Annotated in this window: 14 protein-coding genes; 11 read left to right on the forward strand and 3 right to left on the reverse strand. The window is 57.2% G+C overall.

From position 1 onward, the window contains the following. The first annotated feature begins 32 nt into the window (after window positions 1–32). The 5 genes from SIB72_RS03570 (at window position 33) to SIB72_RS03590 (ending at window position 12,604) form a co-directional block, all read left to right on the forward strand. Window positions 33–8,612 (forward strand): VCBS domain-containing protein, encoded by an 8,580-nt coding sequence (locus tag SIB72_RS03570; protein WP_413744622.1) that lies wholly within the window; start codon window positions 33–35, stop codon window positions 8,610–8,612. Between the two features lie 150 nt (window positions 8,613–8,762). Next, window positions 8,763–10,742 (forward strand): tRNA uridine-5-carboxymethylaminomethyl(34) synthesis enzyme MnmG, encoded by a 1,980-nt coding sequence (gene mnmG / locus SIB72_RS03575; RefSeq protein WP_413744623.1) that lies wholly within the window; start codon window positions 8,763–8,765, stop codon window positions 10,740–10,742. Window positions 10,743–10,766: 24 nt separating this feature from the next. Then, on the forward strand, window positions 10,767–11,480 hold the full coding sequence (locus SIB72_RS03580; protein ID WP_413744624.1) for a hypothetical protein: 714 nt from the start codon (window positions 10,767–10,769) through the stop codon (window positions 11,478–11,480). 35 nt (window positions 11,481–11,515) lie between these two features. Further along, window positions 11,516–12,088: a chorismate lyase gene (locus tag SIB72_RS03585; RefSeq protein WP_170953810.1), complete on the forward strand. Its 573-nt coding sequence runs from the start codon at window positions 11,516–11,518 to the stop codon at window positions 12,086–12,088. 90 nt (window positions 12,089–12,178) lie between these two features. Next, window positions 12,179–12,604, forward strand: coding sequence for a hypothetical protein (locus SIB72_RS03590; RefSeq protein WP_413744625.1), 426 nt, complete (start codon window positions 12,179–12,181; stop codon window positions 12,602–12,604). 6 nt (window positions 12,605–12,610) lie between these two features. Here SIB72_RS03590 and SIB72_RS03595 read toward each other — a convergent pair whose 3' ends face one another. After that, the gene (locus SIB72_RS03595; RefSeq protein ID WP_413744626.1) at window positions 12,611–13,306 is read right to left on the reverse strand and encodes an RNA helicase; all 696 of its coding nucleotides are present in this window, start codon (window positions 13,304–13,306) and stop codon (window positions 12,611–12,613) included. A gap of 65 nt (window positions 13,307–13,371) precedes the next feature. Then, on the reverse strand, window positions 13,372–13,935 hold the full coding sequence (locus SIB72_RS03600; RefSeq protein ID WP_115119135.1) for a SprT family zinc-dependent metalloprotease: 564 nt from the start codon (window positions 13,933–13,935) through the stop codon (window positions 13,372–13,374). A 98-nt stretch (window positions 13,936–14,033) separates the two neighbouring features. Between SIB72_RS03600 and SIB72_RS03605 the strand changes: the two genes are divergently transcribed. Genes SIB72_RS03605 through SIB72_RS03620 form a run of 4 tightly spaced genes read left to right on the forward strand, consistent with a single transcriptional unit; the run spans window position 14,034 to window position 17,832 of the window. Next, window positions 14,034–14,453 (forward strand): hypothetical protein, encoded by a 420-nt coding sequence (locus tag SIB72_RS03605; RefSeq protein WP_115119136.1) that lies wholly within the window; start codon window positions 14,034–14,036, stop codon window positions 14,451–14,453. A gap of 22 nt (window positions 14,454–14,475) precedes the next feature. Continuing rightward, entirely contained in the window at window positions 14,476–16,560 is a 2,085-nt protein-coding gene (gene ligA, locus SIB72_RS03610) for an NAD-dependent DNA ligase LigA (protein WP_413744627.1), read from the forward strand. A gap of 4 nt (window positions 16,561–16,564) precedes the next feature. After that, on the forward strand, window positions 16,565–17,680 hold the full coding sequence (locus tag SIB72_RS03615; RefSeq protein WP_413744628.1) for a TIGR00341 family protein: 1,116 nt from the start codon (window positions 16,565–16,567) through the stop codon (window positions 17,678–17,680). Continuing rightward, complete coding sequence (locus tag SIB72_RS03620) at window positions 17,677–17,832, forward strand: hypothetical protein (RefSeq protein WP_170953796.1); 156 nt, start codon at window positions 17,677–17,679, stop codon at window positions 17,830–17,832. The genes SIB72_RS03615 and SIB72_RS03620 overlap by 4 nt, the downstream gene beginning before the upstream one ends. Here SIB72_RS03620 and SIB72_RS03625 read toward each other — a convergent pair. Then, window positions 17,829–18,449 carry a TVP38/TMEM64 family protein gene (locus SIB72_RS03625; RefSeq protein WP_115119139.1) on the reverse strand — a complete coding sequence of 207 codons (621 nt, stop codon included), beginning with the start codon at window positions 18,447–18,449 and terminating at the stop codon, window positions 17,829–17,831. The two genes, SIB72_RS03620 and SIB72_RS03625, sit on opposite strands and share 4 nt — an antisense overlap. Before the next feature lie 140 nt (window positions 18,450–18,589). On the opposite strand from SIB72_RS03625, the gene SIB72_RS03630 reads away from it, so the two are divergent. Together SIB72_RS03630 and SIB72_RS03635 are read left to right on the forward strand one after the other, a co-directional pair. Further along, complete coding sequence (locus SIB72_RS03630) at window positions 18,590–19,864, forward strand: extracellular solute-binding protein (protein ID WP_115119140.1); 1,275 nt, start codon at window positions 18,590–18,592, stop codon at window positions 19,862–19,864. After that, window positions 19,861–21,198: a mechanosensitive ion channel family protein gene (locus SIB72_RS03635; RefSeq protein WP_115119141.1), complete on the forward strand. Its 1,338-nt coding sequence runs from the start codon at window positions 19,861–19,863 to the stop codon at window positions 21,196–21,198. The genes SIB72_RS03630 and SIB72_RS03635 overlap by 4 nt, the downstream gene beginning before the upstream one ends. The last annotated feature ends 153 nt before the right edge of the window (window positions 21,199–21,351 follow it).

Raw genomic sequence — 21,351 nt, forward strand, 5'->3', positions numbered from 1 at the left:
CGAAAAGAATACGCCTGAGAATCTTCTGAGAGTTGCCTCTTTACAGCACCAAAGCAACTCCATCCATCAAAGCCGCTGAGGACAGGTCCTCAGCGGCCAATTCGCAAGGCCATCAAGAGCAACAGAGCCACCCGACAATCATTGTCGTCGCCCCTGACCTTGAGCTTCCAGCCCTTCGGCCTGAAGCAGCAACGGTCACGATTCAACTTGAGGCGACAGCCAACCCTCTAGCCACGATCACAGAGGCGCTCAAAGAACGACACCAAGAAGGCACACCAGCCAAAGAACTCCACCTCCTGGCACATGGCAACAGCCAAGGGATTCAGCTGGCTCACCAGTGGATCGATCAAGCCGCCTTGTTGCGCCATGCCAGCGAACTAGCCCATTGGCAGATCAGCACCGTAGTGCTGTGGTGCTGCCAGATCGGCCGCAATCAAGAATTCATTGACCTCTTCAAAGAGGCCACCGGAGCCGAGGTCTTCGCAAGCCAAAACAGCATCAACAAAGAAGCAATTAAGACGTCCAATCAAGATAGAGGTACTCGCCAGCTTTCTGAACTAATTGAAAATAGTCAACTCCATACCTGGCAAGGTGATTTAGAATGGATTCAAATTGACGACGAAATCGAAGGCAGAAAAACAGGTGCAAGATGCGGGGAATCAGTCAGCTTATCGAGCGATGGCAGCACATTAGCGATTGGGAGCTGGAATGATCGCACATTCAAGAAACAGCAAGGAAGTGTTGCTACTTATAGATTAAACAGTGACAACGAATGGGAACAGATCGGGATTATCAATGGTGATGACAAAGGTGACTTTTTTGGTGCCGAAGTAAGCCTCTCAAATGATGGCACAAGACTCGCCATTGGCGCACCAAGAGATGACAACGGAGGAAACCTGTCAGGGGCTGTCTCTATTTATGAATTAACAGGTAGCACATGGAACAAGCTTGGCAGCACGATTTCAGGCCTTGCGAAAGGACGAGCAGGATCATCCTTGGAACTCTCTGGCGATGGCGACTCGGTCATATTTGGTTCCGTAAAAAAGTTTAGTGGCAAAGGATTTGCAGGCGTTTATACTTGGAATGGGACAGCCTGGGATCGGGTTGGCAGCAATATTGAAGGCACTCAAAAGAAAGAATATGCAGGCACCTCGGTCGCCATATCAGAAGATGGCAGCCGAGTCGCAATCGGTTCAAATGGCTTTGACAGCAGCGGAAACGACAAGGGTCGAGTCAGGGTTTACGACAAAACTGGCAGCAGTTGGTCTTTAAAATTCAACATTATCGGGGCAGTAAAGGGAGACAAGTCTGGCACTGCTATCTCGCTATCAGACGACGGAAATATCATTGCGATTGGAGCCTGGGCGCATGGAAATAATAAAGGTCATGTTCGCGTCTATGACATTAGTGGTTCTAGCAAAGTACAGCTGGGAGCAGATATCGATGGTAACGCAAGCGGCCAACAGTTTGGTGGATCCGTCAGCCTATCTGCAAACGGACAACGATTAGCAATAGGTGCTCAGTACGCCGATGGTGCAGCTGGCAACAACTCCGGCCGAATCAAAATCTATGACTATCAGAGTAGCAGCAACACCTGGTCAAAAATTGGTTCAAACCTTGATGGAGCAGCAGCAGGCGACCGTGCGAGTGGTGCTGTTGGTGGCAGTGGGATAAGCCTCAGCGGCGACGGACAAAGTGTTGCCATTGGAGCCCAATTTCACAAGGGTGCCACAGGCAAAAATTCTGGACATGCAAGGGTTTTTGCTGCCAGTGGCATCACCATTGCCCAGACCGGCAGCACCGATGGCTCCGGCAATCTCCTCACCACAGAAGCGGGCTCCACATCCACATTCACCGTCGTCCTTGATGCCCAGCCCACGGCCAATGTCATCGTCAACCTCACCGGTGCTGACAGCACAGAGCATTCACTCAGCACCTCGTCGCTGACATTCACAACCAGCAACTGGGATACAGCTCAAACCATCACTGTCACCGGCGTTGACGACAGCCTCGACGATGGCGACATCACCACCACGCTCACCGCTACCGCCTCCAACACAGGCGGCTACGCCGGCACTGAAACAGCCACCACCACGCTCAAAACATCCGATAACGACACCGCCGGTATCACCATTGCCCAAACCGGCACCACCGATGGCTCTGGCAATCTCCTCACCACAGAAGCTGGCGGCACCTCCACATTCACCGTCGTCCTTGATGCCCAACCCACAGCCAATGTCACCGTCAACCTCACCGGTAACGACAGCACCGAGCATTCCCTCAGCGCCTCATCGCTGACATTCACAACCAGCAACTGGAATACAGCTCAAACCATCACCGTCACCGGCGTCGACGACAGCCTCGACGATGGCGACATCACCACCACACTCACCGCCACTGCCTCCAATACAGGTGGTTATGCCGGCAGCGAAACAGCCACCACCACCGTCAAAAACACCGATAACGACAGCGCCGGCATCACCATTGCCAAAACAGGCACCACCGATGGCTCCGGCAATCTCCTCACCACAGAAGCGGGCTCCACATCCACATTCACCGTCGTCCTTGATGCCCAGCCCACGGCCAATGTCACCGTCACGCTCTCGGGCGCCGACAGCACAGAACAATCTCTCAGCACCTCGTCGCTGACATTCACAACCAGCAACTGGGATACAGCCCAAACCGTCACTGTCACCGGCGTTGACGACAGCCTCGACGATGGCGACATCACCACCACACTCACCGCCAACGCCTCCAATACAGGTGGTTATGCCGGCACGGAAACGGCCACCACCACCGTCAAAAACACCGATAACGACAGCGCCGGCATCACCATTGCCAAAACAGGCACCACAGACGGCTCCGGCAATCTCCTCACCACAGAAGCTGGCGGCACCTCCACATTCACCGTCGTTCTCGATGCCAAACCCACAGCCAATGTCACCGTCAGCCTCACCGGTGCCGACAGCACCGAGCACTCCCTCAGCAGCTCTTCGCTGACATTCACAACCAGCAACTGGAATACTCCCCAAACCGTCACCGTCACTGGTGCCAATGACGCCATCGTTGATGGCGACATCACCACCACACTCACCGCCACCGCCTCCAACACAGGCGGCTACGCCGGCACTGAAACAGCCACCACCACCGTCAAAAACACCGACAACGAAAGTGCCGGCATCACCATTGCCCAAACAGGCAGCACCGATGGCTCCGGCAATCTGCTCACCACAGAAGCGGGCTCCACCTCCACATTCACCGTTGTTCTCGATGCCAAACCCACAGCCAATGTCACCGTCAGCCTCACCGGTGCTGACAGCACCGAGCATTCACTCAGCACCTCGTCGCTGACATTCACAACCAGCAACTGGGATACAGCCCAAACCGTCACCGTCACTGGCGTTGACGACAGCCTCGACGATGGTGACATCACCACCACACTCACCGCCACCGCCTCCAATACAGGCGGCTACGCCGGCAGCGAAACAGCCACCACCACTCTCAAGACATCCGATAACGACAGCTCTGGCCTCACCATTGCCCAAACCGGAACCACCGATGGCTCCGGCAATCTCCTCACCACAGAAGCTGGTGGGTCCTCCACATTCACCATTGTTCTTGATAATGAGCCAACAGCCAATGTCACCGTCTCCCTTACCGGTGCCGACAGCACCGAGCATTCACTCAGCACCTCAACGCTGACGTTCACGACCGCCAACTGGAATACAGCTCAAACCATCACCGTCACCGGCGTCGACGACAGCCTCGACGATGGCGACATCATCACCACACTCACCGCGACTGCTTCCAACACAGGTGGGTTTTCGGGATCAAAGGCTGTCTCGACAACCGTTAAAAACACGGACAACGACAGTGCTGGCATCACCATTGCCCAAACCGGAAGCACCGACGGCTCCGGCAATCTGCTCACCACAGAAGCCGGCTCCTCCTCCACATTCACCGTTGTTCTCGATGCCAAACCGACGGCCAATGTCACCGTCAACCTCACTGGTGCTGACAACACAGAGCATTCACTCAGCGCCTCATCGCTGACATTCACCGCAGACAACTGGAATACAGCTCAAACCATCACCGTCACCGGCGTCGACGACAGCCTCGACGATGGCGACATCACCACCACACTCACCGCCACCGCCTCCAACACAGGCGGCTACGCCGGCACTGAAACAGCCACCACCACCGTCAAAAACACAGACAACGACAGCACCGGCATCACCATTGCCAAAACCGGAACCACCGATGGCTCCGGCAATCTCCTCACCACAGAAGCCGGCTCCACCTCCACATTCACCGTCGTTCTGGACGCCAAACCAACGGCTGATGTCACCGTCAGCCTCACAGGCACTGACAGCACTGAACACTCACTCAGCGCCTCGTCGCTGACATTCACAACCAGCAACTGGAATACAGCGCAAACCGTCACCGTCACTGGTGCCAATGACACCATCGTTGATGGCGACATCACCACCACGCTCACCGCTACCGCCTCCAACACAGGCGGTTATGCCGGCAGCGAAACAGCCACCACCACTGTCAAAAACACCGACAACGAAAGTGCTGGCATCACCATTGCCAAAACAGGCACCACCGATGGCTCCGGCAATCTGCTCACCACAGAAGCTGGCGGCACCTCCACATTCACCGTTGTTCTCGATGCCAAACCAACGGCTGATGTCACCGTCACCCTCTCTGGTGCTGATAGCACCGAGCAGTCTCTTAGCGCCTCGTCGCTGACATTCACAAGCTCGAACTGGAATACGCCCCAAACCATCACTGTCACCGGAGTTGATGACAGCCTCATTGATGGCGATAGCACCACCACACTCACGGCCACCGCCTCCAACACAGGCGGCTACGCAGGTAGCGAAACAGCCACCACCACCGTCAAAACAACGAACAACGACAGCGGCGGCATCACCATTGCCAAAACAGGCACCACCGATGGCTCCGGCAATCTCCTCACTACAGAAGCCGGCGGCACCTCCACATTCACCGTCGTCCTTGATGCCCAACCCACGGCCAATGTCACCATCGCCCTCAGCGGTGTCGACAGCACCGAGCATTCACTCAGCACCTCGTCGCTGACATTCACCGCAGATAAATGGAATACAGCTCAAACCATCACCGTCACCGGGGTCGATGACAGCCTTGAGGATGGCGATAGCACCACCACACTCACCGCGACTGCATCCAATACAGGTGGATTCACCGGCAGCGAAACAGCCACCACCACCGTCAAAACCACAGACAATGACAATCCACCATCGATTAGCGATCAAAGTGAAGATGTTTTGGAAAGCGCCAGTAGTGGCACAGAATTACTTGATCTTGCCGACGCCAATTCGGGAAACGACACAGACAAAGACGGTGATCAAATCACCTATTCAATTAGCGATGGAAATGATATGGAACTATTTACGATTGAAGCAGCAACGGGAAAGATTTCACTTGCCTCAGGCAAGTCACTGGATCACGAAACAAGCGATCTACACGTTCTCGAGATCTCTGCAACAGACGGCACAAGATCAACAACAGCCAACATAAGCATCAACGTCATCGACGTCAATAATGCACCAGTTGCAGAAGCAGATAGCGGCTCAGTCAACGAAAATGAAACACTCAGCATCACCGCAGCATCGGGACTCATCCTTAACAATGACACCGATGAAGATGGTGACAACTTGGCCATCAGCGACTTCCATGCTGGTGCACTGAATGCAAGCTCACCTCGAATCGGACAGTTCAATACAGCCCTAGATGGCGATTTTGGGCAACTAACCCTGCAAACCGACGGATCATTCAGCTATACCGCCAACAAGACAGCAGCAGACGCACTCGCAGGTGGCGAAACAGCGAGCGAAATTTTTTCGTACAGACTCAGCGATGGAAAGCTAACGGACTCAACAGAGCTCACCATCACAATTACAGGCATTAATGACAATCCCTTCCTTGTCGACGCGATCAAAACGAAAAAATATATTGAAGGGCAAGGAAACGTCATTGTAATCGACGGTAGCCTCGACATTCGAGATATTGATGATGAAAATATTGAAAATGCAACGATCTCGATCTCGAACAGCACCTACGTCAGCACAGAAGATCAACTTGCGTTCACAAATAACTTTGGAGTATCTGGCAGCTGGAATTCCTCCACAGGCGTACTAACACTAAGTGGCTCAACCACAAAAGCGAATTACATCAGTGCCCTGCAAACAGTCACTTACACCAACACCAATGATGCCGATCCTGTAATCGGTGCAAGAACCATTCAATGGGTTGTCAATGATGGGGATGGCAGCTCAACAGCCATCGAATCGAAAATCATTGTGGGTGGTCGAAATGATGCCCCCTCATCAGTCAATGACACTGCCAGCGTTAACGCCGGCTCAACAGTGTCAACACACACCAACTTGCTAGCCAATGACACCGACCCAGAGAGTCACTCTCTTTCCATCACATCATTTCGAAGCGGTAGCGAGCAGGAATCAAATGTTGCATTTTCACCAGGCGCCACCTTAACAGGAATCTATGGTCAAATGACCATCGAATCGAATGGCACATACAGCTATACTGCTCAAGAAACAGCAGCTCAAAAATTACTCGAAGGCGAAACAGCAACCGAAACTTTCACATACAAAATAACAGACAGTCAAAGCACTGATGAAGGCATCGACACCGGCGAAATCACAATCACGATTACCGGAGTGAATGATGCACCAACAGCCATTAATGACACAGCGAATGTCAACGAAGATTCCTCAAAGTTATTTGAAGATTTCCAGGGAATCCTAAAGAATGACACCGATGTTGATGGCGACAAGCTTTATATCAAAAGCGTACGAACAGGAGCGGAAATCAGTAGTAGTGATTTCCAGCTCAACAGCGTGGGAACAGCACTCACAGGTACCTATGGCACATTATTAGTCAATCTCGATGGATCCTATCGTTTCACAGCCAACAATGCCGACAAGTTAGACGCTGGCGATAGAGAGACCGACAATTTCACATACACCCTGACCGACCTCACGAATGACGATACTGCCGAAGTGGCCATTCAGGTCACTGGGGTCAATGATGCGCCGACACTGAATACGATTGACAAAGGTGCAGTACTTGATCAAGCAAACTCTAATGCAATCACTAGCACGAAGCTTTCAGGTCAATTAACAGCATCCGATCCTGATGAGTCAGCTGTACTTGAATATGGAATCAGCTCAAGCAACACCACAAGTATTAGCAGCAATAATTGGAAGAGCTATGCAAGCAATTCACTCACAGGATCTTATGGTCAGCTCAGTGTTAATTCCTCAACAGGTGAATACAGCTACACACCCAACAAAACAGCTGTCAATAATCTTGTCGCCGGTCAGACAGCAACGGAGTCTTTTACACTTTTTGTAAGCGACGGCAGCCTGACATCTTCCCAGAATTTTGAGATTGACATCACTGGCGCAGCTGATACTCCAAGCTCGTCCAAGAGTGGCTCCTCAGGTAGTGGCTCTTCAGGTAGCAACTCCACAGACACAGCAACGTCAGAAACTAGTCATAGCGAAAATTGGAGTGATGGCTTTGATCACTTAATTGGCTCTCTAATGGCTGATAGCATCACCGGATCGGATAACTTTTCAAGCCTGTTAACAGCGTCCGACTCGTTCCTCGTCGCCTCGAATGATCTCGGCAGGATCAACGCACTTCCATCCATCAGTTCGATCACTTCTGATCAGAACGCTGTAAATGCATTCAACAGCGGGGAAGGCGGCTTCACGCAACGCATGCTCTCCAATGGGCTTGATTCAATCGAGCGCAGCAATGGCATTCGGCTAACACTGCCGAAATTCACAGATAACAATTGGCAAAAAACGATGCCTCCGGGCAAAACCAATCAGCTTCCCCTCTTCATCTCCCTCTTAAAAAACCCGAAACAGGACGCCATCGTCAAGCTCCAGATTGATGATGCATCGGTCAATCTTTCAGCAGGCGTTCTTCATTTCACAGCAGACAACTGGAATATGCCCCAAGCTGTCTGGATCGATCTCAACAGGGGCAATGAAGCGGAGGCAGAGGCACGGGTGAAGCTAACAACCAGCCTTCAGATTGGAGATGAATCATCAGCAGCCCAGGTCGATATTTTCATGATGACACTTCCAAATCTAAACACATGCCAACAGGAAGGCTGCGCCATCCCTTCAAATCAAACCAGTGAAACCGCGAACGATGATCCAAATCTTGATCTAGAACTGGAGACAGTCAGAGAAGAAAATTCGCCAGTTTTTCTGCTAATAAAATCCGCCCTATCGCCCTTGATTCTCCTCGCCAATATGGCAATCCATAGCATCAATCAAGCCAAAAGCATCCAACCAGAAACCAGCAAGACAAGATCACAACCTGAAGAACAAGCCCAGCATCAGGCCAAGTCAATCATCAATTCTGATCAGAGCCTCGGCACAAGCAACACGTATGAGGCCATTGAGCTCACCAGCCAACACAACAGCAGCCACACGTTGCCTGACACCAAGCGCCTGCCATCGCTCACGCCAGCCTCAGCCACCCTTGCAACAGCTGAACAGCAAGACATCGTTGTGATCTGGTGACAGCTGTTAAACGCAACGGTGCCTTCCCCGCACTAAGTCTGAACGAACACTGCATCGCAGCCGCCAAACCAGCAATCACCTGCCAAGCACTCAGCGCTCAGAGACACCAGAACAACACTGAAGCGGCACCCCAATTCCGATAATGGGGACATGACCAACAGTCCAGCCCCCACTGAAGTCTTCGACGTGATCGTCGTGGGAGGCGGGCATGCCGGCTGTGAGGCGGCGCTCACTGCAGCGAGGCTGGGTCTAAACACGGCACTGTTCACCCTCAATCTCGACCGCATCGCCTGGCAACCCTGCAATCCGGCCGTGGGCGGACCGGCCAAAAGCCAGCTGGTGCATGAAGTGGATGCCCTCGGAGGGGTGATCGGCCGCCTCGCCGATGCCACAGCCATCCAGAAGCGCATCCTCAACGCCAGCCGCGGCCCAGCCGTGTGGGCCCTGCGCGCTCAAACCGACAAGCGGCAGTACTCACGCCAGATGCTGCAGCTGCTGCAACACACCCCCAACCTGGCCCTGCGCGAGGCGATGGTCACCGGTCTGAACATTGAGGGCGACCCCACCGGTGGCGGTGAAAGCTGGGATCCCAGCCAGGGGCCAGTCGCCCAAATCACAGGGGTTTGCACCTATTTCGGCAGCGTTTACAACGCCAAGGCCGTCGTGCTCACAGCTGGCACCTTCTTGGGTGGCCGCATCTGGGTGGGCCATCAGTCCATGGCTGCAGGCCGGGCCGGGGAACAGGCCGCCGAAGGTCTCACTGAAGCTCTGCAGCAGCTTGGCTTTCACACCGACCGACTCAAGACCGGCACCCCTGCCCGCGTGGACCGGCGCAGCATCGCCCTTGATCAACTGGAAGAGCAACCCAGTGACGCTGCCGACCGCTTTTTCTCCTTTGATCCCGCCGCCTGGGCCAGCGGTGAGCAGATGAGCTGTCATCTCACCCGCACCACCGCCACCACCCACCAACTGATCAGAGACAATCTCCATCTCACGGCGATCTACGGCGGCGTGATCGACAGCAAAGGGCCCCGATACTGCCCCTCGATCGAAGACAAGATCGTGCGCTTCGCCGACAAAGACAGCCACCAGATCTTTTTGGAACCGGAAGGACGCGATACCCCCGAGATCTACGTGCAAGGCTTCTCCACCGGCCTGCCTGAACCGATCCAGCTGCAGCTGCTACGCAGCCTGCCCGGGCTTGAGCAGTGCGTGATGCTGCGCCCTGCCTACTCGGTGGATTACGACTACCTGCCCGCCACCCAGCTGCTGCCGTCTCTGGAGACCAAACGGGTGGGGGGGTTATTCAGCGCCGGCCAGCTCAACGGCACCACCGGTTATGAGGAAGCGGCCGCCCAGGGCCTGGTGGCAGGTCTGAATGCCGCCCGCCGTATCCGTGGCCAGGAGGCGGTGCACTTCCCCCGCGAAGGCAGTTACATCGGCACGATGATTGACGACCTGGTGAGCAAAGACCTACGCGAGCCCTACCGGGTGCTGACCAGCCGCAGTGAGTACCGGCTGGTGCTTCGGGGCGATAACGCCGACCGGCGCCTGACCCCCCTGGGTCGAGAACTGGGACTCATCGACGACCGCCGCTGGCAACTGTTTGAAGAGAAGCTCGAGGCGATGGAGGCTGAAAAGCAACGTCTAGAGACCCAGCGCCTCAAGGTGAGCGATCCGGTCGCCCCTGCTGTAGAGGCGGAAACCGGCGCCCCAATCAAAGGATCCATCACCTTGGCAGATCTCCTGCGCCGACCGGGGATGCATGCCGCTGATCTGGTGCGCCATGGCCTGGCCGACGTTGCTCTGCCCTTGCCGGTGCGGGAAGGGGCCGAGATCGACATCAAATACAGCGGTTATCTCCAACGCCAGCAGCAGCAGATCGATCAGGTGAAACGCCAACGCCAACGCAAATTGCCAGACGCGATCGATTACGCCGCCATCGGCACCCTCTCCAGGGAAGCTCGCGAAAAGCTTGCGGCCGTGCGCCCCCTCACCCTCGGCCAGGCCAGTCAAATCCCTGGGGTGAGTCAGGCCGACCTCACTGCCCTGCTCGTATGGCTGGAGCTGCAGCAACGACGCAGCCAATCAACCGATCCGCAACTCGCCCCAAGCGCAAACTCTCGATAGCGTTGAAGCCCTGGTCGATCCTCCATGGCCTCTTGCATCACCCGATCCAGGGCCTTCTGGAACCTGCGCGCCGAACAGGTGATGGACCAGGTGTTCATGAAATCGGACAGCACCCTCCATGCCGTGCGAGTGGCGGTCGATCCCGACCAGCCACCACGACGCAACGAGAACGGAACAACACGCCAACAGCAGAAGCGCAATGGACTGCTGATCAGCGCAACCGTGATGGCAGGGGTTGGGCTGAGTAGCAGCCTCTGGCTGGCCCACAACTGGCAGCGATCCCTACAGGCGCTCAACCGTGAACGCGACCTCCAGATGATCGAGCGACTGCGCCACTTGCCTGTCAACACGCAAGCGAATCAGGCATCAAAGGCTGACACCGCCCCAGCACCCGCGAATGCAGCCAACGCTGATGCTGTGCCAACCATCGCAAGCGCCGAACTCCAACCCCTCACCATTCCTTTGGCGGGCACTCTGCCCATCCCCAACGCCATTCCCAGTCCTGAGGAAGACGCAGCGCTGCTGATGGCACCCGCCGAACCACTCCTGGTGGGCGTCGTGCATGCCGGCGGAGGCCAGGGCTCAGCAATCTTCCAACTCGATCAACTCTCGCTGTCGGCATCCCCGGGCGAAGCGATCGGCAACAGCGGCTGGCAGCTGCGGTCGGTCCAAACCAATGGAGCCGTGATTGAACGCGATGGCGACGTTCGCAACCTGAGCGTGGGAGGAGCGTTCTGAACCAACCCAGCACCCTTCTTCCCTCGCCAACACCCCTGTGGGAAGCAGCAACGGCCGCAGTGCTTCGTGGCGAGGGCCCAAGCCCTCTACCCGGTCCTTGGCGCTTAATGCTGCTGGGAGATGGCAGCCCTACGCGCCATCTGCGACTGCTGACCGGCCACCCGGTGGCCGTGCGACTGGTGGCGATGGAACCGGAACCGGAATCGCCCGGTAGCCAACCATCCCAGCTGCCGCGAGAGGTCAGAGAGCTAGAGCCACCCCTCCTGCGTCGTCAGGTCTGGCTTGACTGCGGCGGACAAACCCTGGCCTGGGCAGAAAGCTGGTGGAACCAAACCGAAGCCGAACAGCATCTACGCGACCGCAACCTGCCGATCTGGCTCAGCCTCACCCAAGGGCGTTCGGAACTGTTTCGGGAGGTCGATGGTTTGGCTCTGGTGCAAAGCCCATGGCTGGAGGAGGGCTTCGCGCAGCAAGGACCCTTCTGGAGTCGGCACTACCGCTTCTTCCGCCAAGGCCGCGAACTGACTGTGATTCGCGAGGTGTTCAGCCCACGGCTTGAACAATGGCTCGGCCCTGCACCTCGCCAACCGCTTCACCTCATTTCATAAACAAATCGGGAGGTTTGTCCCAATTCGCCCTTGACAAGTTGCGCCTTAATGTGCTTTCCGGATCATGGGTGCAGTCATTCGGCGTTTCCTATGGCAACCCCCACCTGGCTGAGCCTCACCGAATTGGGACAGTTGTTCGGCATCTCCTCAACCCACTGCGGACGGGCCTTGGATCGCCTCGGCTGGCGCGATCGCCACGGCCGACCGACAACGACCGCGGTAGAGGCAGGCGCCGCAACAGCCACAGGATCCAGCCTGCAAGCACGCAATGCCGTTTGGAACACAAAAATCTGCTCCACCCTGCTGCAAAGCCAGGGTTACAAACGCATCAGCCGTTCCCAACACGTGAAGCAATGGGTGGCTCTGCTGGAGGCACTGAGCGAAGGTTCGGCCTCGATCACCACCACCCCTGAGCAGATGGCGCAAGATCTTCCTGCTGAACTCGTCGAGGATGTCAACACCCAGCTCAGCCGCCGGGGCTGCCGCTTTCAGGCTGCGCTGAACACCAGCGTCTGAACTGGTTCAGGACCGCCGGCGACTGGAGCGGGGCAAGGCACGACGGCCAGCCACCGGTCGCTGGGGTGATGACGGCGAAGCCACAGCATCCGACGCAGCCGGGGAAGGCTGAGACTGAACTCTTGCCTGAGAACGCTGCCAGCGCTCCACTCGGAAGCTGTCATCATCCGGCCAGGCATCGTCACTGTTCTGAACAGGCCGGCCAGACGAAACGGGCGAGGTCGAAGCAGGCGACGTCACAGCTGCAGGCTCATTCGCAGCAGCGATGAGAGGGGGCTGACGCCTGGAAATCGCCCGCAGACGCCGTTTACCGCCAGTGCTGACGGCACGGCTGTCCCCAGCGATGGCATCGACACGAGCGGAGGAACGGTCGCGAACGGTTCGAGCCGCCGGCTCTGGCTCCCAGGGCTCACGCCAGTCATCCTCTTCATCAAGCAGCCAATCAATCTTGTCTCCCACCCAGCGACCGACAGCGTCGAGGCTGGCCCCAGAGGAGCGACCGGCACGCCCAGCCACTCCACTACGGCGACCAGGACGGGTGCCTGCCACACCATCAACAAGTTGCCGACCGGTCTCGAGCCACTGATCCAGCCGGCGATCGAGCTGATCATCACGGCGCGGCCTTGACTGGCGCGGATAGGGCTGGCGTCTGGACTCCATACCGATGACGTTAACGACGACGGCGAGCCAGCCAACGTTCACGCCTGCAACCAATCAACGCGATCGACATCCCACACACCTGCAGGACCAAAAGGAACTGATTCATTTCAGCCATCAACGTCGGAGACAGACGGAACGATCGGCTCGAAGCGCAGCAGGCAGCTGGCATGCCAGACCCCGCCATGATGCCGTTCACAGCAAGGGCGACAGGCCGCGTTACGGACTCTGCGACGGTAAGGGACCGCACGGCCACAACAAGGGCAGATCGCCATCCAGCGAGCCGGCTTGACCGGTACAGGAAAGCGATGCCGCACACTCACCTCAAAGCGACTCTGAGTACGGTTGATCTGGGCCATGCGCGCACGAAAGTTGGGGCCATGGCTTTCCTCAACCCTGAGCACCAGATCCACCCAGGCGTGAATCATCTCGTGACAGAGCGTGCTTTCGGTGGCGGACCGGGGCAGAGGATCCAGCAGCGGTCGCGACAACACGATCTCCCGTCCCAGCGGTGGGGCCACACCGGGCCCACGCCGATACATCCCTGCCGTGCGACACATCCGGCCATCACTCCAACGCACCGACAGCAGAGGCTGCACACCATTGACCAGCGCACCATCGAAGTGCTCCCGGTTGAGCCGATGAAAGAGGGGCAACAACGGCTCCAGGGGCATGGCAGAAGCGAAGCAGCGCAGCGATCAAACGCGAGCAGTCTGACCGTCGTGGGCAGCCGTCAGTCAGACTTATTCGCAATCTCAAGCGTGCAGCGTCAATGGATGTGGCTCTGGTTCGGGACATCGGAAGCAAGGCCTTGCTGGCCGGAGCCGGAGCCCTGCTTCTGTACTGGACAATCACCGCTGTGAAGCTGGTGCTCAGCGCCCGCGGCATCAATCCGTTGATCAAGCAGTTCTTCACCCAAGTGGCGGCAGGACGGATTGATGCTGCCTATCTGCTCACCACCAAGAGCTATCGCCAACATGTCAATCGTCAGCAGTTCATCCGCTTCCTGGCGGGGCTGAAACTGAACCGCTTCCGCAACCTCAAGTCAGGCCGTCCACGCATGCAGGAAGGTGACATCATCCTCACCGTGAAGCTCAAATCAGACAACGACGAAGAGCTGCCCCTCGACTTCACCTTCACAAAGATGGATGACTCCTGGCGCATCGCCAGGATTAATCAGGTGAACAGCTGAACATCGACCACCTCACTGAACGATGACGGCAGCATCCGCGGAACGAGCCAGGGAACTTCGCAACCTGCTCAACACCGCCGCTCACGCCTATTACGTTCTGGATGCACCCGTGATGGAGGATCCGGTCTACGACCGGCTCTACAGGGAGTTGCTGGATCTTGAGGCCACGAATCCGAGCCTGGTCACAGCCGACAGCCCCAGCCAACGGGTGGGTGGGACTCCAGCCGAGGGATTCAGCAGTGTGCGACATCGCATCGGCCTGCTCAGCCTTGATAACGCTTTCAACAATGAAGAGCTGAGGGCCTGGTACACCCGCCTGCTGCGGGTGCTCGACCGCGAGCCCCCACCGGATCAGCCACCACCAGCTCTTGCGATGGTGGGAGAACTAAAGATCGATGGCAACGCACTCGCTCTCAGTTATGAAAACGGCGTGTTGGTGCAAGCAGCAACCCGCGGCGATGGCGAGCAAGGCGAAGAGATCACCGCCAACGTGCGCACGATCGGATCGATACCACTCCGCTTGCAGCTAGAGACGCCCCCGGCCTGGCTGGAGGTGCGTGGCGAAGCCTTCATTCCGGATGGCATCTTTGCCGCGATCAACACCGAACGCCAGCAACGCGGCGAAGCCCTGTTTGCCAACCCCCGCAACGCCTGCGCCGGCACCCTGCGCCAGTTGGATCCGAAGGTGGTCTCAGCCCGCCGCCTCGATTTCTTCGCCTACACCCTCCACCTCCCAGACGATTGGGAGGGGCCACGCCCCGTCAGTCAGTGGGATTCTCTGCACTGGCTGAGGGATGCCGGCTTCAAGGTGAATCCCAATGCAGAGCTCCTTGCTGACCTTGGAGCCGTGGAGGCATTTTTCACCAGCTGGGACAGCGGCCGCCGCCAGTTGGACTACGCCACCGATGGCGTGGTGGTGAAGCTCAATGATCTCCGGCTCCAGGATTCAGCCGGCTTCACCCAGAAAGCCCCCCGCTGGGCCATCGCGCTCAAATACCCGGCCGAAGAAGCCCCCAGCCGCTTGCTCCGCCTGGCCTGTCAGGTGGGCCGCACCGGTGTCATCACTCCCGTTGCTGAATTCGAACCAGTGCCACTGGCTGGCACTAGCGTCAGCCGTGCCACGTTGCACAACGCCGACCGTCTGGAGGAGTTGAATCTCCATGGCGGCGACACGATTGTGGTGCGCAAGGCCGGCGAGATCATTCCCGAAGTGGTGCGGGTGCTGCCGGAACTCCGACCGCAGAATGCCCAACGCCTGGAACTCCCACACACCTGCCCTGAATGCGGGTCCGAACTGGTGCGCGAGCAAGGCGAAGCCGCCACCCGCTGCGTCAACAGCAGTTGTCCGGCCATCCTGCGCGGTGCCCTACGCCACTGGGTCAGCAAAGGTGCACTCGATGTGGACGGCCTCGGCAGCAAATTAATTGAACAACTGGTGGACAGAGGTTTGGTGCAATCGATCGCCGACCTGTATCGCCTGGATGCAGCCTTACTGGGCAGCCTGGAACGCATGGGTCAGAAAAGTGCTGACAATCTGATCCATGCACTGGAACGCTCCCACAACCAGGGGTGGGCACGTCAGCTCTATGGACTTGGCATCCACCATGTGGGTGAAGTGAACGCCAAAGCGCTTTGCGCCAGCTTCCCGAACGCTGCCGCCCTCCAAACTGCCGCTTGCTCCGCACCCGAAAGCATCACGGCGGTGTTCGGCATTGGTGCTGAAATTGCCCAAAGCCTGCAGCAATGGTTTTCCAATCCCGCCAACCTGGAGTTGTTGGATGCCTTGCGCAGTCTGGGTTTCAGCTTGGCCCTCAATGATGAGGAGCGAGCCCGGACCGAAGCCTCCAAGGCCAACCGTCATCTCACTGGTCGCAGCTTCGTCCTGACGGGAACTCTGCCCACCCTGACGCGATCACAGGCCAAGGAGCTGATCGAAGCCGCCGGTGGCAAAGTGAGCGGATCTGTGAGCAAAAAGACCAGTTACGTGGTGGCAGGAGAAGAGGCCGGAAGCAAATTGGAAAAAGCCAAAACGCTTGGGCTCTCGATTCTTGATGAATCCGCACTGCAGACCCTGCTGAATCCAGCTCAATCCAACCCAATCTCTTGACCCGATGGGCACCCTGCTCCGACGTGTACTGCAAAACATCTCCGGGGAATGGCAACTGAACCTGGAAAGCCGAGTCCCCCGCGATGAGCTTTACCGGGCCCGAATTGCCTCCTCAAAACCCTCCCTGGGCTTTTTCATACTGCTGATCTGCTCAGCCGTTATTGCCACCCTCGGGCTGATCGCCAACAGCACCGCAGTGGTGATCGGCGCGATGATCGTGGCGCCGTTAATGGAACCAATCCTCAGCTTGGCCTTTGGCCTCACCGTTTCGGACGACCGTCTGATCAAACGCTCGGCCATTACGGTCATCATCGGCGTGGCCACAGTGGTGGGTACCGCATGGATTCTGGCCGGGTTATTTGGGGCTAGCGAGGTAAACAATGAGATGACGGCCCGCACCGCACCGAACCTGATTGATCTGGTGATTGCCGTTGCTGCTGCTATCGCAGGGGCCTTCACCATTAGTCGTGATCGGTTATCAAACTCGATTGCCGGCGTAGCAATCGCCGTGGCCCTTGTTCCACCTCTATGTGTCTGTGGCATCGGTCTGAGCCTTGGATCCGAACTCACCGCAGTGTTCGGTCGCGGCACCATCACGGGCCTCACGAATCAAGTTGCAGAAGGATCTTTGCTTCTCTTTCTCGCCAACTTGATCGGCATTACTGTAGCCAGCCTGGCGGTGTTCATGTTCCAGCGCTATGGCTCAGTCAAAACAGCCTGGCGGCACCTACTGGTTTGGCTTGGCTTGCTCGGCCTGCTCTGCATCCCCCTCTCTTCATCACTGCATGACTTCAGTGTGCGTCAGCAGATCAACAGCCAATTCTCAAACTTCAAAGCCGGTCTAATCCAGCAGGGTAAATATTCAGGCAAAGATGCTTATACCCTGCAGCGAATTAAATTGCTTTATAGCAATGTGCGCGTCTTGGACAACTCTGCAACGATTGACATCGTGCTCAATGTTCCCGAAAAACTAGTGGGCCAGATCGGCCTTGATGAGATGCAACAAAGAATCCGTCATCAAGCCCAGGATGAGTATGGACTGGAAGAGGTGACGATCAACATCAGCGTGATCCCTACACAGATTCTTCGCTATAACCCCACTTCGAGCAAAGCGTCATGAATCACGCTCCAACCCACCCCTGGATCAAGACTGACTGCGGCCAAGCCAAATACGCAGAGCTGTCTGCCAGAAAGGGGACGCTGGCCAAACTGCGACTGAGCTGGTTTGTTGTGATCGCCGCGCTGCGCGACTGGCATCTGCCAACCGCTTAAGGCTGCGTGCCCTCAGCCTGCAAGGCCCGTTGAGCAGCACGACCCACCAACCAAACTGCAGCAATCGTGGCCACGACTCCCACCACCCGAAGCGCCCAAGCACCGGGAGAAGCCTCGCCAGCCAGCACATCACCGAAGCGGGCCACGTCACCAGCCAGCGCACCCAGGGCACAGAACAGCACGGTTCCGGGAAGGATGCCGAGCAAACCCAAGCTGTAGTCGCGCAGGCTCACATCGCTGAGCCCATAGGCCAAATTCAGCAAAGAGAAAGGAAATGCCGGCGAGAGCCGGGTGAGCAAAACGAGCTTGAGCCCCTCACGGCTCACACCACGCTCAACAGCCTGCAACTTCGGGATGCTGGCTAACCGCTTCTGGGCCCAGTCCCGCAGCCAATGGCGTCCAAGCAAAAAGGTCGCTTCTGCTCCCAAGCAGGCACCCACAAACACCAGCACGCTCCCCCACCAGGTGCCGTAAAGCGCACCCGCCAGCATCGAAGCCCAGACACCTGGCAGCAACAGGGTGACCCACAGGGCATACAGCGGGATGAACAGCACTCCGCCGAGGGGGGTGCGCAGAACATCCAGTGCGGGCGTCAGCAGTGAAAGGAAATCAGCCAAAAGCCCACAGCGTCATGCCGCGGCCATGCTGACCGATCAGCCGATCACCGGTGGATGATTCGGAAAAGGCAAGCTTTCTATCCAACTCCGCTCGCTTTGCCTCGAGATGGCAAGACTGCAGGCAATACATCGTTAGCGCGATGGCAGCCCGTCGATGTCACTGGAGCTTCATTGGCCTGAGCAGCATGCTGGCGGCCCTACTCAGTGCCTGCAGCCAAACAGGGCCCTCCCTGCCAAGGGTGCTGCGAGTGGCGAGGAGTACCTCCGATCCAGGCGGCCTGAATGTGGACGAGACGGTGCGCAGTCGCCGGGTGATCAAGCAAGTGCAGGCGCTTGTGCAGGAGTTTGATCCCGGCCTGCATCTCCATCCCAGCAGCTTTTCGGAAGCCAACCTGCAACGGGAGATCGCCCGCCAGACGAACAGTGGACTGGGGCCGGATCTGATCATCACCAACGGCAACTCCGCCCTAGCCCTGCTGCACAACAAACTCACCGATCCGATCTCGCTGTCAGCTGAAGAACGGACCCAGATCTCATCGCTGGCCCTGAATCGAATCACCACAGCGGAAGGGCAAATCGCCGGCTTACCCGTGAGCCAGTATGTGCAGCTCGCCTGTTACGACAAACGCCGACTGCCAGAGCCGCCCGAAAGCCTCGATGCACTGGCCAAAGCCAGTGGCAAAGGCAAGGTGTTTGGCCTGGCCATGCACCTGGAAGATCTGTACTGGACCCTGGGGGGCTTCGAGGCCACAGCAGCTCTGCAGATGATGTTGGATCGTGGCAGTCCCAGCATTGAGAACAAGCGTCGCTTGAACGCCTGGCTGGGCTGGCTTCAGAACGCCAGCTTTCAGCAAAACGTGCTGTTCCTCAACAACCAGGTGGATCTGAGGGAGCAACTGATCAAGGGTCAACTCGACTGGATCACCTGCTGGAGCTCCCAGTTACCTCAGCTGCGCACAGCCCTGAAAGAGAACCTGGGAGTGACCACACTGCCCAGGGGCCCGGTTGGCAAAGCAACACCAATCACGCGTATGCAGGTGTGGGCGCTCGGACGCAATTCAAGCTCTCGCCAACGCGCCGACAGCCTGCGACTGCTGGCCTTCATGGTTGAACCCTGGGCTCAGAAAACATTGTCGCTGAAATACCGCACCTCCTTTCCCATCAATCCCAAAGTGATGCCGATCGTGCAGCGCCAGTTGGCGACAGAACGCCATCTCGATCCCGCTCAATTAGAGCTCGGACTCACCGACAAACCCAGCACCCATCACGGCAATGCATTACTGAGTGCCATCAGTTCCGATCCCCGGCGGATGACGGAAGTGGGCAACGTGCTCAACAACGTGATCTTCGGAACGCTCAATACCAAGGAGGCATCCATGGCGCTGGAGCAAGCCTTAGCAGGAGCAAAGCCATGAGCGCGCTGCCTTGGCTCGGCGCGGTCACACCGGGGGCGATCGGCGAAGAACTGCTCAGCTGGCTGGTGTATCTGCAGCGGGGATCTGTGCTTCTGCAGCTGGTAGTGGTGATCGGTCTGCCGATCACCATGCATCGATTCAGAGATCGCCACCTCGAGCCCCTGCGCAACCATCCAAACCTGCAGAGCCTCGTCGGCCCGTTGCTGCTGCTGCTACTCAGCCTGGTCTTCTCCCTGCTGCTCCAACCCAGTGGTCTGATTCGCTATTTCGCCCTGCTTTGGCTCGGATGGAATCTGTTCACTCCTCTGAAAACGCTGCTGCTGCACTTCAACAACACATTCCCGGTCGAGGAGCTGGAGAGCACGTTTCTCAAGCCTGTTTATGTGATTCTCTCCATCCTCTCGTTCATCAGGCTGATGGGCAGCCTCGAAAACCTTTCACGCATCCCCGTCGCCAATCTTTTTGGCGTTGAACTGAGCTTGGGCAAGATCTACACAGCGATTGTTGCCGTCTACATCATCCTCACGGTGGCCTCCAGACCCGCATCGTTCTTGGCCTGGATCAGTGGAAAGGTCTTCGGGGTGAAGAGCCAAAACCGCAAAGGCCTAGAGCTCATCTTCCGCTACAGCGTGATCGGCGTCGGCCTTCTGGCCGTGGCCTACTACGTGGGCATCGACGGCAACGCCTTCATCGCCATCGCCGGCGGCTTATCGGTCGGCATCGGTTTCGGCATCAAAGAAATCATCTCTAATTTCATCAGCAGCATCTGGTTGCTGTTTGAAGGCTCGGTCAGGCCCGGAGAGATCCTGATGATCAACGGTGATCCTTGCACCGTGCGCAATCTCGGGCTGCGAGCCACCCAGCTCCGCCGCGGCCGGGATGGGGCGGAGCTACTGATCCCCAACCAAAACTTCTTCACCGAAGAGGCGATCTCATACACGGCCACGGAGACCTCAAGACGCGACTCCGTCAACGTGGGCGCTGCCTATGACCATGACCCAGAGCAGGTGGTGGAGTTGCTAGAAGCCATCGCCACAAACCACCAGCAAGTGCTGAGCTATCCACCACCCCAGGCCTTCGTCACCGACTTCGCCGATTCCGCCGTGAACTATCGCCTGCTGTTCTGGGTGGCCAATCCGCTTCAGTCCTTCAACGTTGGTAGCGAACTGCGTCAGGCGATCTGGAAACGTTTTGAAGAAAAGGAGATCACCATCCCCTTCCCCCAGCGTCAGGTGTACCCCATGGAATGGCCACCAAGCAACCAGACAAGCCTGCGACCACAACTGCAAGCAGAGCCGAATCTTGAGCCAAGAACTGAAGACGAGATGGACTAAATTCGCGACCGCAACGCTTCGGTCTCATTCCAGATCTCCATTCGGCCCAGAAATTCAAATTAGAATTCCTGCAGACCAACACCGGTCTGTTGGTGGGGACCCTGGCGCTGCTGGCAGCCTGGCTCTTACTGCAACTATTGAGCCGCCATGGGC

Source organism: Synechococcus sp. MIT S9451, assembly GCF_047304725.1.
Classification (GTDB): Bacteria; Cyanobacteriota; Cyanobacteriia; order PCC-6307; family Cyanobiaceae; genus Synechococcus_C.

Coding starts and splice junctions, on each gene's coding strand:
- mnmG (WP_413744623.1), top strand. CDS start 8,763: ATGACCAACAGTCCAGCCCCCACTGAAGTCTTCGACGTGATCGTCGTG.
- SIB72_RS03620 (WP_170953796.1), top strand. CDS start 17,677: ATGAATCACGCTCCAACCCACCCCTGGATCAAGACTGACTGCGGCCAA.
- SIB72_RS03600 (WP_115119135.1), bottom strand. CDS start 13,935: ATGCCCCTGGAGCCGTTGTTGCCCCTCTTTCATCGGCTCAACCGGGAG.
- SIB72_RS03590 (WP_413744625.1), top strand. CDS start 12,179: ATGGCAACCCCCACCTGGCTGAGCCTCACCGAATTGGGACAGTTGTTC.
- SIB72_RS03605 (WP_115119136.1), top strand. CDS start 14,034: ATGGATGTGGCTCTGGTTCGGGACATCGGAAGCAAGGCCTTGCTGGCC.
- SIB72_RS03615 (WP_413744628.1), top strand. CDS start 16,565: ATGGGCACCCTGCTCCGACGTGTACTGCAAAACATCTCCGGGGAATGG.
- SIB72_RS03630 (WP_115119140.1), top strand. CDS start 18,590: ATGGCAGCCCGTCGATGTCACTGGAGCTTCATTGGCCTGAGCAGCATG.
- ligA (WP_413744627.1), top strand. CDS start 14,476: ATGACGGCAGCATCCGCGGAACGAGCCAGGGAACTTCGCAACCTGCTC.
- SIB72_RS03635 (WP_115119141.1), top strand. CDS start 19,861: ATGAGCGCGCTGCCTTGGCTCGGCGCGGTCACACCGGGGGCGATCGGC.
- SIB72_RS03580 (WP_413744624.1), top strand. CDS start 10,767: ATGGCCTCTTGCATCACCCGATCCAGGGCCTTCTGGAACCTGCGCGCC.